The 13,594-nt window shown below is 67.8% G+C and carries 11 protein-coding genes; all 11 read left to right on the top strand.

Annotated features, from left to right (window positions below; all coding sequences use genetic code 11):
- The first annotated feature begins 38 nt into the window (after window positions 1–38).
- The 11 genes from ACV4UZ_RS04705 (at window position 39) to ACV4UZ_RS04655 (ending at window position 13,540) form a co-directional block, all read left to right on the top strand.
- Window positions 39–3,494, top strand: a complete 3,456-nt coding sequence (locus tag ACV4UZ_RS04705) for a hypothetical protein (RefSeq protein WP_491599761.1) — start codon at window positions 39–41, stop codon at window positions 3,492–3,494.
- Window positions 3,495–3,653: 159 nt separating this feature from the next.
- Window positions 3,654–4,277: a hypothetical protein gene (locus ACV4UZ_RS04700; protein ID WP_491599760.1), complete on the top strand. Its 624-nt coding sequence runs from the start codon at window positions 3,654–3,656 to the stop codon at window positions 4,275–4,277.
- A gap of 3 nt (window positions 4,278–4,280) precedes the next feature.
- Window positions 4,281–5,420 (top strand): NnrS family protein, encoded by a 1,140-nt coding sequence (locus ACV4UZ_RS04695; protein WP_491599759.1) that lies wholly within the window; start codon window positions 4,281–4,283, stop codon window positions 5,418–5,420.
- Window positions 5,421–5,440: 20 nt separating this feature from the next.
- A complete protein-coding gene (locus ACV4UZ_RS04690; RefSeq protein WP_491599758.1) occupies window positions 5,441–5,734 on the top strand; it encodes a nucleotidyltransferase family protein in 294 nt (97 codons plus the stop codon).
- Entirely contained in the window at window positions 5,731–6,063 is a 333-nt protein-coding gene (locus ACV4UZ_RS04685; RefSeq protein WP_491599757.1) for a HepT-like ribonuclease domain-containing protein, read from the top strand. The genes ACV4UZ_RS04690 and ACV4UZ_RS04685 overlap by 4 nt, the downstream gene beginning before the upstream one ends.
- The gene (gene miaA, locus ACV4UZ_RS04680; protein WP_491599756.1) at window positions 6,060–6,998 is read left to right on the top strand and encodes a tRNA (adenosine(37)-N6)-dimethylallyltransferase MiaA; all 939 of its coding nucleotides are present in this window, start codon (window positions 6,060–6,062) and stop codon (window positions 6,996–6,998) included. The genes ACV4UZ_RS04685 and miaA overlap by 4 nt, the downstream gene beginning before the upstream one ends.
- Window positions 6,999–7,094: 96 nt before the next feature.
- Window positions 7,095–8,861 carry an acetolactate synthase 3 large subunit gene (locus tag ACV4UZ_RS04675; protein ID WP_491599755.1) on the top strand — a complete coding sequence of 589 codons (1,767 nt, stop codon included), beginning with the start codon at window positions 7,095–7,097 and terminating at the stop codon, window positions 8,859–8,861.
- A 14-nt stretch (window positions 8,862–8,875) separates the two neighbouring features.
- A complete protein-coding gene (gene ilvN / locus ACV4UZ_RS04670; protein ID WP_491599754.1) occupies window positions 8,876–9,391 on the top strand; it encodes an acetolactate synthase small subunit in 516 nt (171 codons plus the stop codon).
- 54 nt (window positions 9,392–9,445) lie between these two features.
- Window positions 9,446–10,465 carry a ketol-acid reductoisomerase gene (gene ilvC / locus ACV4UZ_RS04665; RefSeq protein ID WP_491599753.1) on the top strand — a complete coding sequence of 340 codons (1,020 nt, stop codon included), beginning with the start codon at window positions 9,446–9,448 and terminating at the stop codon, window positions 10,463–10,465.
- Window positions 10,466–10,869: 404 nt separating this feature from the next.
- The gene (locus ACV4UZ_RS04660; RefSeq protein WP_491599752.1) at window positions 10,870–11,130 is read left to right on the top strand and encodes a hypothetical protein; all 261 of its coding nucleotides are present in this window, start codon (window positions 10,870–10,872) and stop codon (window positions 11,128–11,130) included.
- A gap of 76 nt (window positions 11,131–11,206) precedes the next feature.
- Window positions 11,207–13,540, top strand: coding sequence for a tetratricopeptide repeat protein (locus tag ACV4UZ_RS04655; RefSeq protein WP_491599751.1), 2,334 nt, complete (start codon window positions 11,207–11,209; stop codon window positions 13,538–13,540).
- Window positions 13,541–13,594: the final 54 nt, after the last annotated feature.

Below are 13,594 nucleotides of genomic sequence, written 5' to 3'. Positions count from 1 at the left end.
CCGAGCAAGCCCCGACCGGACGGCCAGAGAAAGCGCCGGTGAGCGCGAGCGATTCCGGCTGCCGCATTCCACGCGCGTTCGTCATCCTTCTCGTCCTGATCGCCCTGGCCTTCGGCCGGGCGGCTCCCGTGGCGGCGCAAAGCTCGCCGCGCGCCGCCGAGCATGACGGCTTCGGCCGCATGGTGTTCGACTGGGATTCCCCGGTGAAGTTCTCGGCCGAAACGGTCAACAGCCAGCTGATCGTCCGCTTCGACCGGCCCATCGCCGGCGACCCCAAGGTGGTGCTGAAGCCCCTGGCCCGCTATCTCAAGGGCGTCACCCTGTCGCCCGACCGCAAGATGGTCACCTTTCCCCTGGCCGTGCCGGTCCAGGTGAAGAGCTTCCAGACCGGCACCCATTCCGTGGTGGTCGACCTGTCCGAGGACAAGAAGCCCGCCTCGTCCTCTGCCCCGCCGCCGCCGCCGGAACAGGCCATTCCCCCGGCCGAGATCCCCCCGGCCGAGGCCCCGGCCAAGGGCAGGGACACCGCCGCCAAGCCCCCCGAACCGGCCAAGGCCCCCGACCCTCCAAAGCCCCTCCCCCCCGCCCAGCCCCAGGGCCCGGCCACCGACCTGATGGTCCGGGGCGGCGAGCATACCGGCTTCAACCGTCTGGTCTTCGACTGGCCAAAGCCGGTCGGCTATTCGGTGGACGAGGCCGGCGCCACCGTCTCCATCAACTTCGACCGCCCGGCCAACGTCAACGCCACCTCGCTTCGGGCGTCGCTGCCCCCCGACGTCGGCTTCCTGGAAGCCAGGCCCAACGGCAAGGGCACCTCGGTGATCCTGTCGCTGCCCCAGGGCATGCGGGTCCGCCATTTCACCAACGGCCCGCGCGTCGCGGTGGATCTGGTGCGCCCGGCCGGGGCGCCGCCGCCGCCGCGGGCCAACGGCGCCGCCGCGCCGCCGCTCGCCCCCGCTCCCGGCACCCAGGAGCAGCCCCCGGCGCTCAAGCCGCTGGACGGCCTTCCCCCGGCCGAGGCCGCCGCTCCGGCCAAGCCTAACGGCAACGGCAAGGCACAGGCCGCCCCCCAGGCTGCCGCCGAAGGTGAAGGCGCCCCCCGCCCCGGTGACGAAATCAGGCCGGTCCCCACCGGCAAGGTGGTCAGCCTGGGCTTTTCCTTCGACAAGCCGGTGGGCGCCGCGGTGTTCCGCCGCGCCGGTTGGCTGTGGGCGGTGTTCGACCTGAAGGCCGAGATGGACGCCAAGCTGCTGAAGCGCACCGGCGGCGACGTGGTGCTGCACGTGGAGCAGGTGCAGGGCTTCAAGGGCACCGCCGTGCGCATGATCACCCGACCGGGCTTCAATCCCTCGGTGCGCAAGGAAGGTCAGCTGTGGGTCCTCGACATCAGCGAGCAGCCCATCGCCCCCAAGGCGGGCTTCGACGTCGCCACCCAGATGGATTTCCAGGAACGCGGCCGCATCGTGATCAAGGCCGCCGACGGCTCGCAGCCCATGATCCTGAGGGATCCGGAAGTGGGCGATTCCATCCATGTGGTCACCGTTCCCGCCATCGGCGCCGGCGTGCGCCAGGGCCGCGAATATCCCGGCGCCGAGCTGCTGCCCTCGGCCCAGGGCGTCGCCATGATTCCCCGCGCCGACACCGTGCGCCTGGACACCAACCGCGACGGAGTGGAGATCACCCAGCCCGGCGGCCTCTATCTGTCGCCCATGCTGGCCGCCGAAGGAGCCGGCGGCGGCAAGGTCGCCACCGACGGCAACGTGGGCGCCGACGTGATGGCCACCGGCCCCCTGGACATTTCCAAGTGGATGCGCGGCGGCAACGACAAGTTCGTTGACGACCACCGCAAGCTGATCAGCCGGCTGGCCCATGTGCGGCCCGACGAGAAGAACGCCCAGCGCATGGAGATCGCGCGGCATTACGTCGCCAACGGCTTCGGCGCCGAGGCGCTGGGCGAGCTCAGGGTGATGGCGGCGGTGGACCCGCTGATCGTCGACACCCCCCCCTACCGCGCGGTGCGCGGCGCCGCCAGCTTCCTGATGGGCCGCGACGCCGACGCCATCGTCGATCTGTCCACCCCGGCGCTGAAGGGCGACGCCAGGGTGCAGCTGTTCCTGGCCGCCGCCTCGGCCCGCTCGCTGCCCGAGCCCAACAAGCACGCTTTGGTCCTGCGCCTGGCCCCCGACGACATCAAGGGCTGGCCGCGCAACCTGCGGATCGGCATCGGCGAGGTGGCGGCGCGCACCGTGGCCCAGGCCGGCGATTCCAAGGGGGCGGCGCGCATCGTCGATGCCATGATGGGTCCCGGCCTGTCCAGGCGCGACATCGGCAAGCTGGCCTATCTGTCGGGCATGGCCGCCCAGGCGGGCAAGCAGTGGGATACCGCCATTTCCCGCTACCGCGACGCCGAGGCCAGCGAAAGCCGCCCCGACCGCGCCTACGCCGCCCGCGACCGCGTCGAGCTGATGCTGCGCCTGAATAAGATGACCCCGGCCGAGGCCATCCGCGACCTGGAGAGGCTGCGCTTCGCCTGGCGCGGCGAGGATTTCGAGTTCCAGCTGCTGAAGCGCCTGGGCCAGCTGCAGATCGCCGCCGGCCGCTATGGCGAGGGGCTGCGGTCCATGCACTCCCTGGTCGCCAATTATCCCGAGCACCCGGAAATCGCCAAGGTGCAGGACGAGATGAGCGACACCTTCAACCGCCTGTTCCTGATGGGCGAGGCCGACAAGCTGGCCCCCGTGGTGGCCATCGGCCTGTACGACGAGTTCCAGGAACTGACCCCGTCGGGCACCAAGGGCGACGAGATGATCCGCCGCCTGGCCGACCGGCTGGCCGGCGTGGATCTGCTGGAGCGGGCGGGCGAATTGCTGCGCCATCAGGTGGAGTTCCGCCTGTCGGGACTGGAAAAGGCCCGGGTGGGCACCCGTCTGGCCTTCCTCAACCTGTCCGACCGCAAGCCCGGCCTTGCGCTGGAAGCGCTCGAGGCCAGCGAGGCGCCGGAGATTCCCGCCGATCTGGCGGCGCGGCGGCGCTACATCCGGGTGCAGGCGCTGACCGATCTCGGCCGCTCGGCCGAGGCGCTGGCCCTGATCATCAACGACCAGGGCGAGGAGGCCAACCGGCTGCGGGGCGACATCAACTGGAAGCTCAAGCGCTGGCCCGAGGCCGCCGCCGCCCTGGAATCCACCATCGTCAAGCCCATCGGCAACCGTCCGCTGGACCCGGCCACCGCCCGGCGCCTGCTCGACACCGCCACCGCCATGACCCTGGCCCGGGACGAACGCGGCCTGACCCGGCTGCGGCGCAATTACGGCGCGCTGATGGCCCAGACCGAATGGAAGGAGGCCTTCGACCTGCTGACCAGCGAACCCGAACGCGGCATCATCGACTACCGCCGCCTGGGTGATAAGATCAAGCAGGCCCAGGACTTCCAGACCTTCATGGGCGAGTGGCAGAAGCGGGTGAAGGCCCAGGGCCTGTCGTCCATCAATTAGATCAGCGTGCGTTGAACATGAATTGTCATCCTGAGCATCGCGAAGGATCTTTCAGCCGCAAGCGGCTATGGTTGCCGGAGAAAGACCCTTCGGCAAGGCCTCAGGGTGACAGACTGTTTCCGATTAAACACTCGACGTTCTAGCAGAGGATTCTTGAACATGGCGCGTTGCGGTTGGATCGGTGGCGCCCTGGCGGCGCTTTTGCTGGCGGGCTGCTCGTCGGGCCTGCCCCCGGCGGCGAACGTCGATCCCGCCCCGGTGCCCGGCGTGGCGCTGCCCTTCAACGCCCGCGTGATGATCTACATGGGCGAAAACGACCTGAAGCGGAAGCTCAGCATCCAGATCACCCGCTTCCAGGCCGAGGAAACCAAGGTCCCTGAAGGCCGCATCCTGGTCGAGACCGCCCAGACCCTGCTGGCCAAGGGCTTTCGGCAGGTGGCGGTCAACGACCCGTCCATTCGCCCCCACATCGTGGTGCGCCTGACCGGCCGGCCGGGCTGGAGCAAGCTGGAGGGCACCCTGAAGCTGGGCTGCGGCATCGACGCCTGGACCGCCGACGGCATTCCCCTGGGTAATTTCGTGGCGCGCTGGGATTCCCCCATGAAGGTCGATTACGACGCCGATCTGGGACCGGGTTATGCCCAGTGCCTGAAGAAGCCGCTGGATGAATTGCTGACCTCGCCCAGTCTGGCCCGGCTGGCCGGCGCCGGCTTCCGCGATCCCCACCCCAAGGCGGCGGAAGAGTGGATGCGCGGCCTGGGCCCCATCCCCGCCTGGAAGTAGGCCATGGCCGGGGAGTCCGCCCCCCTGGCCCGCTCGGGCCGCTTCCCCAGGGCGCACCGGCCGTTCTTCCTGGCCGCCAGTCTCTACGCCGCCCTCGCCGTGCCCCTGTGGGTGGCGGAATGGGCCGGCTTGCTGCCCGGCTGCGCCGGATGCGACCCCGTCGCCCGCCATGCCCACGAGATGCTGCTGGGCTTCGCGGCGGCGGTGCTGGGCGGCTATCTCTTCACCAAGGTCAGCCGCACCCGCCTGATCCTCGCCCTGCTGGCCTGGGCGGCGGCCCGCGTCGCCGCCTGGAGCGGATTGGGCGGCGAGGCCGGGCTGATCGCCTCGCTGGCCTATCCCGTCCTGCTGTTCGCCTTCGGCGGCTGGCCCTTCCTCAGGGCCGCCAAGCTGGGCCACAACATGGTGTTCGCGCCGACCATCGCCGCCTTCGCCATCGCCGAGGCCCTGTACCAGGCCGGCCGCATGGGGCTGCTCGACGGCGGCGAGCGGCGCGGCGTGATGACCGCCTTCTGCCTGGTGGCGCTGATGATCCTGGTCATGGGGGGACGCGTCATTCCCGCCGGCATGGCCGGTCTGGTGCGCAAGGAAGAGGCGCGCGAGCTGTTCGACCGCAACCGGCCCTGGGCGGAATGGCTGTGCGTCCTCGGCATGGGCGCCGAGGCCCTGGCCCAGGCCCTGGGGCTGGCCACCTTCGGGGCCATGGCCCTGGCCGGCGCGGCCGGATTGTGGCGCCAGCGGTGCTGGCGGCCGGTCCTGTCCCTGGGCGATGCCTCGCTGGGCCCCATCCAGGTGGGTCACTTCCTGCTGTGCGTCGGGCTGATGGCCGCCGCCGCCTCGGACTGGCTGGGCATCGGGCCGGCCACCGACGCCCTGCATCTGGCCACCATGGGCGGCATGGGACTGGTGACGGCGGCCATGATGCTGCGCATCGACGCCATCCGCGAGCGCCGGGTGGGCCAATGGCCGCGCGCCGCCATCCCCTGCGCCGTGCTGCTGGTGGCCGCCGCCGATTTGCGCGCCGCCGCCTCGCTGGCCCCCGACCTGCTGATCCCCGCCTCCATGGCGCTGTGGTCGCTCGCCTTCGCCCTGGTGGCGAGGAGCATGGCAAGGCGGTGGAGAAAGCCGCCGCCTGCGCTATAATCGGTGCCGGAGGACTCTGAATGGCATCGGCCCGCACCCTGCTGGAAGAAAAGCGCGAGGAGATCCTGCGCCTTGCCGCCCAGCACGGAGCGACGAACGTGCGGGTGTCCGGCTCGGTGGCACGCGGCGACGACCGCGACGACAGCGACATCGACCTGCTGGTCCATATGGAGGACGGCCGCTCGCTGCTGGACATGGTCCGCTTGTGGGATCAGCTGGGCAGCCTGCTGGGGCGCAAGGTGGACGTGGTCGATGACGAAAGCCTGCATTACGTGATCCGCGACGAAGTCCTGAGCGAGGCGAGACCGCTGTGAATCCGCGAGATCGCACCTATCTGATCCATATCCGCGATGCAGTCGCGCTGATCCGGCAATACACCGTTATCGGCGAAGCGGCCTTCATGGCGTCCTCCCTTCACCAGGACGCCGTCATGCGCAAGTTCGAGATCGTGGGCGAGGCCGGAGGACGCCTTTCAACGGAACTCCGGGAAAGCAGCCCGATCGCATGGCAGGAGATCAAGGCGCTCCGCAGCTTCCTTGCCCATCAGTACATGGATGTGCGGCCCGCCCTGGTCTGGCGAATCATCGTCGATGACCTTCCCGCCCTCGAGGCCCATGTCCTGAGCCTGCTGTCCGAGTCATGATTCACCGCCCCGCTTTGGTCATCGCCGGCCCCACCGCGTCGGGCAAGTCGGGTCTTGCCCTGGCCATCGCCCGTGAATTCGGCGGCGTGGTGATCAACGCCGATTCCATGCAGGTCTACGACGCCCTGCCGTTGCTCACCGCCCGGCCGTCGGACGAGGACATGGCCCAGGTGCCGCACCGGCTTTACGCCGCGCTGCAGCCTTCGGAACTCTGTTCGGCGGCCCGTTGGGGCGCGTTGGCCGCGGTGGAGATGGAAGCCGCCTGGGCTGCAGGCAAGCTGCCCATCCTGACGGGGGGCACCGGGCTGTATCTGCGGGCGGTGATGGAGGGGCTGTCGCCCATTCCCGACATCCCCGAGGACATCCGCGCCGCCGCCCGCGCCCGGCTGGCCGAAATGGGCAACACCGCCTTTCACAACCTGCTGGCCAAGCGCGACCCCGAGATGGCGGCCCGCCTCGATCCCGGCAATTCCCAGCGTCTGGCACGGGCCTGGGAGGTGCTGGAAGCCACCGGGCGCTCCCTGGCCCAATGGCAGGACGAGCCCCGCGAAGGTGGCGTGGACGCAAGCTGGTTCTCCCTGGTCCTCGACCCCGAGCGCCCCCGCCTCTACGCCCAGTGCGACGTCCGCTTCCGCGCCATGATGGCGGCGGGCGCCCTGGACGAGGTGCGCGCCTTCGAAGCCCTGCGCCTGCCCCCCGACCTGCCCATCGCCAAGGCCCTGGGGCGGCGCGAGCTGGCCGCCCATCTGGCGGGCGAGATGGACCTGGACGCCGCCATCGCCGCCGCGCAGCAATCCACCCGCAACTACGCCAAGCGCCAGGGAACATGGTTCCGCCATCAATTGAATGCGTCGATCACCATCGCCGAGCAATTTTCGGAAAGTTTAAAAGCCACAATCTTTCTGAAAATTCGCCAACACCTCTTGACCGCTTGAAGACATGCCGCTAGGTTGTCCGCCCGCGCCGCAGTGCAGCAGCGCGCTTGCCTGCCCGTTCGGTGGGCGACAACGACTTACAGACAAGGTGCTGAGATGGTGCATCACGATACGTTGACCGGAGCGGAAATCCTCCTCAAGGCCCTGGTCGACCAGGGCGTAGAGGTCATTTTCGGGTATCCCGGCGGCGCCGTATTGCCCATCTATGACGAGCTGTTCAAGCAGAACCGCCTGCGCCACGTGCTGGTCCGCCACGAGCAGGCCGCCGTGCACGCCGCCGAGGGCTATGCCCGCTCCACCGGCAAGGTGGGCTGCGTGCTGGTGACCTCGGGCCCCGGCGCCACCAACGCGGTGACCGGCCTGGCCGACGCCCTGTGCGATTCGGTGCCGCTGGTCTGCCTGACGGGACAGGTGCCCACCCACCTGATCGGCAACGACGCCTTCCAGGAAGCCGACATCACCGGCATCACCCGGCCGTGCACCAAGCACAATTATCTGGTCAAGGACGTCAACGACCTGGCCCGGACCGTGCACGAGGCCTTCCACGTGGCCCGCTCGGGCCGCCCCGGCCCGGTGCTGATCGACCTGCCCAAGGACGTGGTCCAGGCCAAGGGCGAGTACCAGACGCCGTCCAAGGTCAAGCCCAAGTACAAGCCCCAGGTCAAGGGCGACCTGAAGGCCATCGAGAAGGCGGTCGAGATGATCGCCCACGCCAAGCGCCCCATCTTCTACGTGGGTGGCGGCGTGGTGAATTCCGGCCCGGCCGCCTGTCAGCTGCTGACCCAGTTCGTGCGCATGACCGGCTATCCCTGCACGCTGACCCTGATGGGCCTGGGCGCCTTCCCGGGCTCGGACCCGCTGTTCCTGGGCATGCTGGGCATGCACGGCACGGTCGAGGCCAACATGGCCATGCACGATTGCGACCTGATGATCAACATCGGCGCCCGCTTCGACGACCGCGTCACCGGCAAGCTGGAGGGCTTTTCGCCCAAGTCGAAGAAGATCCACGTGGACATCGACCCCAGCTCCATCAACAAGAACGTGGCGGTCGACCTGCCCATCGTCGGCGACTGCGCCCACGTGCTGGAAGACATGATCAAGGTGTGGAAGGCCAAGCAGGCCCGCGTCGACGAGAAGGCGCTGAAGGCCTGGTGGGCCAAGATCGACCAGTGGCGGGCCACCGACTGCCTGTCCTTCGAGAATTCCAACAAGATCATCAAGCCGCAATACGCCATCCAGCGGCTGTACGAGATGACGCGGCACCGCAATCCCTATTTCTGCACCGAGGTGGGGCAGCATCAGATGTGGGCGGCGCAGCACCTGCGCTTCGACCTGCCGCTGCACTGGCTGACCTCGGGCGGGCTGGGCACCATGGGCTATGGCCTTCCCAGCGCCATGGGCGTGCAGATGGCCCACCCCGACGCGCTGGTCATCAACATCGCCGGCGAGGCCTCCATCCAGATGAACATCCAGGAGATGGCCACCCTGGTGCAGCACCGCCTGCCGGTGAAGATCGTCATTCTCAACAACCAGTATCTCGGCATGGTCCGCCAGTGGCAGGAACTGATCCACGGCGGCCGCTATTCCGAGAGCCACATGATCCACCACCCGGACTTCGTCAAGCTGGCCGAGGCGTTCGGCGCCGTGGGCCTGCGCGCCGAGAAGCCCTCCGAGGTGGACGGCGCCATCAAGGAGATGATCGCCGTCGATCGCCCGGTGATCCTGGAGATGCGCACCGACGCCTCGGAAAACGTCTTCCCCATGATCATGCCCGGCATGGCCCACAACGAGATGGTGCTGGGGCCGGAGGACAAGGGCCGCGACAAGCCGGGCTCGGAACAAGACGGCATGGTTCTGGTGTAAGGGGGATTTGAGAAGTGTCCAACGCCATCCAAGAAATCAATCGCCACACCGTCGCCGTCCTGGTGGACAACGAATCCGGCGTGCTGGCCCGGGTCATCGGCCTGTTCTCGGGCCGGGGCTACAACATCGAAAGCCTGACCGTGGCCGAGGTGGACGCCGCCCAGAAGCTGTCGCGCATCACCATCGTGACCTCCGGCACCGCCATGATCATCGAGCAGATCAAGAACCAGCTGCGCCGCCTGGTGCCGGTGCACAAGGTTCACGACCTGACCATCGAAGGCCCCCACGTCTCGCGCGAACTGGCCCTGATCAAGGTGGTCTCCACCGGCGACAAGCGGGTGGAATCCCTGCGCATCGCCGACATCTTCCGGGCGCGCGCCATCGATTCCACCAATGAAAGCTTCGTCTTCGAGGTGGTGGGCGCCACCGAGAAGGTGGACGCCTTCATCAAGCTGATGGAGCCCCTCGGCCTCACCGACGTGTCGCGCACCGGTGTCGTCGCCATTGCGCGCGGGCCGAATCCGATTTAGAAAGCCCGCCAGAATTTTGCGCGGAGGCCTCTCCGCCTTTCGAAAGGAAGCAACATGCGCGTTTATTACGACCGTGACGCCGACGTCAATCTGATCAAGGGCAAGAAGGTGGTGGTGGTGGGCTACGGCTCCCAGGGCCATGCCCATGCGCTGAACCTGCGCGATTCCGGCGTCAAGGACGTGGCCGTGGCGCTGCGCGCCGGCTCCGCCACCGCCAAGAAGGCCGAGGGCGAGGGCCTGAAGGTCATGACCCCCGCCGACGCCGCCAAGTGGGGCGACGTGGTGATGATCCTCACCCCCGACGAGCTGCAGGCCGAGCTGTATTACAACGACCTGGCCCCCAACCTGAAGCAGGGCGCCTCGCTGGTGTTCGCCCACGGCCTGAACATCCACTTCAAGCTGATCGAGGCCCGCGCCGATCTCGACGTGTTCATGGTCGCCCCCAAGGGCCCCGGCCACACCGTGCGCGGCGAGTACCTGAAGGGCGGCGGCGTGCCCTGCCTGGTGGCGGTGGCCCAGAACGCCTCGGGCAACGCGCTCGAGATCGCCCTGTCCTACGCTTCCGCCATCGGCGGCGGCCGTTCGGGCATCATCGAGACCAGCTTCCGCGAAGAGTGCGAGACCGACCTGTTCGGCGAGCAGGTGGTGCTGTGCGGCGGCCTGACCAAGCTGATCCAGTACGGCTTCGAGACCCTGGTGGAAGCCGGCTACGCCCCCGAGATGGCCTATTTCGAGTGCCTGCACGAGGTGAAGCTGATCGTCGACCTGATCTACGAGGGCGGCATCGCCAACATGCGCTACTCCATCTCCAACACCGCCGAGTACGGCGACTACGTCACTGGCCCGCGCATCATCACCGAAGAGACCAAGGCCGAGATGAAGCGCGTCCTGGAAGACATCCAGGCCGGCCGCTTCGTCCGCGACTGGATGCTGGAATGCAAGGCCGGCCAGCCCTCCTTCAAGGCCACCCGCCGCATCCAGGCCGAGCACGGCATCGAGGTGGTGGGCGAGAAGCTGCGCGCCATGATGCCCTGGATCGCCAAGAACAAGCTGGTGGACAAGGCCAAGAACTGACGCGAAGCGTCATCCTGAGGCAATGCCGAAGGATCTTTCAGACGAGAAGGCCCCGGCGGGACACCGCCGGGGCTTTTTCATGTCCCCTCTCCCCTCGTGGGAGGGGGTAAGGGTGAGGGGGCCAAGGAAATACCCTTGCGAAGGGATTCATCCCTTCGCGCATCCCTCTTCGTTATTTTTCCCGCATCGGATGTTGCCACCCGCCGCCCCACCGCCTAAAGTCGGTCCGACCCAGGTTGAGTCGGCAACACCTCTTCGTCATCCCGGCCTTGAGCCGGGATCCAGGGGGAGGCGCTTCAACAGCTGTCGTTTGTGACTCCTGGGTCCCGGGTCAAGCCCGGGACGACGGGAGAACCGCTGCTTCCACCTAAATCGGACACTCTAGGATAGGCGGATGGGGGGATATGGACTGGGTCTTGACCGGTTTCGTCTGGCTGTTTCGCCTGGATCAAGTTCTGCGCGAGTTGATTCACGAGCGCATTCCCGATCCGCTGAAACCCTATATCCCCGACATTCCCCCATGGGGCGCTTTGGCCATCACCCCCGTCTTGCTCTCCCTCCCCTGGCGGGAGTGGGGCGGGGTCAGGGGAAAATCCATCCTTCCCGGGGAAAGAATGCCTATCGCCACACCAATGAACGATCGAGCGATATCGTTGAAATTATAATTCCCTCAAAAGACGTTGCCATCACGGGCTCGACCGCCTAACCTTGATTCGATCTGGATGGCGGGGGCTCTCTTTGATGGATAGTGGACAAGGCACACCGCCGGCCACGGGCGGATGGCGGGAAAAGGGCGTCGCCCTGCTCCGCGCCCTCTTCATCAATTGGCTTCCCGAACCGGCCAAACATCTCGGCAATCGCCTGCCCAACTGGATCATCGTCCTGCTTCTGCTCCTCGCCGCCGTGGCCTTGGCCGCCTGGAACCGGGAAAGCATTCAGGCCGGCTATCTGTGGCTGTTCGACCGCCAGAAATACGAGAATGAGCAGACGGCGAAGGTCGTCGATGTCAGGAAGGTCGCGGCTGAACTGGCTGAGATCAAGGCGATTCTGGCCGCCGAGCGAGCCGCCAAGGGCGCCCCCCCACTTCCCGCCGATGCCCAAAACCTCCAGGACGAAGCTGCCAAGGCCATCGCCACGGAACAAGGTCCCGCTGCCAAAGCCCTGGCCGAGGGCAAGATTCCCGAGGCTATCGCCATCCTGGAAAAGGAAGCGGAATCCCACACCGGCGAAGCGGCAGGACGCTGGCGCCGCATCGGCAATCTGGTCCTCGGCATCGACACCGCCAAATCGCTAGCCGCCTACGAACGGGCCTTCGCCCTACAACCAGACGACTTCAAGACCGCCCTGCAACTCTCCCGCCTACGACACGAAGCGGGCGACCTGAAGGGCGCCCTGGCGGCGGCGGCGGCCGGAGAGAAGGCGGCCGCCACGGATCGGGAAAGGCACATCGCCCACAATGACTTGGGCGATCTGCTCGTCGCCGCCGGGAACCTGAAGGCGGCCAGCACCCGCTATCAATCGGCACTGGACCTCGTCCTACATCTCGTCAACGCCAGTCCCACCAGTACCGAGGCCCAGCGCGACCTCGCAGTCACATACAATAAGCTCGGCGACGTGGCACGGGAGGGCGGCGACCTCAAAGCCGCCCAAGCCCGCTTTGAGCAGGCCTTGGCGGTGGCCGAACGCCTCGCCACCGACAATCCCGCCAGCACCCAGGCCCAACGCGACCTCTCCGTCACCTACACAAATCTCGGTGATGTAGCGCGGGAAAGTGGTGACCTCAAGGCTGCCCAAGCCCGCTTCGAGCAGGGGCTGGCGGTCGACGAACGCCTCGCCGCTGCCAATCCCACCAGCACCGAGGCTCAGCGCGATCTTTCCGTCAGCTACATCAAGCTTGGCGACGTGGCGCGGGAGGGCGGCGACCTCAAAGCCGCCCAAGCCCGCTTCGAGCAATCCCTGGCGGTGGCCGAACGCCTCGCCGCCGCCAATCCCGGCAGCGCCCAGGCCCAACGCGACCTCTCCGTCAGCTACAACAAGCTCGGCGACGTGGCGCGGGAAGGCGGCAACATCGAGGCCGCCCGCTCCCGCTTCGAACAATCCCTGGCGGTGCGCGAACGCCTCGCCGCCGCCAATCCCGGCAGCGCCCAGGCCCAACGCGACCTCTCCGTCAGCTACGAGAAGCTCGGCGACGTGGCGCGGGAAGGCGGCGACCTCGGGGCCGCCCGCTCCCGCTTCGAACAATCCCTGGCGGTGGCCGAACGCCTCGCCGCCGCCAATCCCGGCAGTGCCCAGGCCCAACGCGACCTCTCCATCAGCTACGAGAAGCTCGGCGACGTGGCGCGGGAAGGCGGCGACCTCGAGGCCGCCCGCTCCCGCTTCGAGCAATCCCTGGCGGTGCGCGAACGCCTCGCCGCCGCCAATCCCGGCAGCGCCCAGGCCCAACGCGACCTCTCCGTCAGCTACGACAAGCTCGGCGACGTGGCGCGGGAAGGCGGCAACCTCGAGGCAGCCCGCTCCCGCTTCGAGCAATCCCTGGCGGTGCGCGAACGCCTCGCCGCCGCCAATCCCGGCAGCGCCGAGGCCCAACGAGACCTCTCCGTCAGCTATGAGAAGCTCGGCGACGTGGCGCAAGAGGGCGGCGACCTCAAGGCCGCCCAATCCCGCTTCGAGCAATCCCTGGCGGTGCACGAACGCCTCGCCGCCGCCAATCCCGGCAGTGCCCAGGCCCAACGCGACCTCTCCGTCAGCTACAACAAGCTCGGCGATGTGGCGCAAGAGGGCGGCGACCTCAAGGCCGCCCGGACACGCTTCGAGCAATCCCTGGCGGTGGCCGAACGCCTCGCCGCCGCCAATCCCGGCAGTGCCCAGGCCCAACGCGACCTCTCCGTCAGCTATGAGAAGCTCGGCGACATGGCGGAAGGGCGGGGTGATCTTGCCGCCGCCATCGCTTGGTACGAGAAGAGCCTGCCCATCGCCCGCGCCATCGCCCGGGCCAATCCCAGTCATCCGGGATTGCATAAGGACCTGGCGATCACCGAACGCCGCCTCGCCCAAATGCGGGCCAAGGGGAAGTAGGCCGCCCCCTTTCCAGGGACCGGGATGCGCGAAGGGATGAATCCCTTCGCCCCC

The organism is Paramagnetospirillum sp. (assembly GCF_058402745.1).
This window is presented reverse-complemented; position numbering and strand designations above follow the sequence as displayed.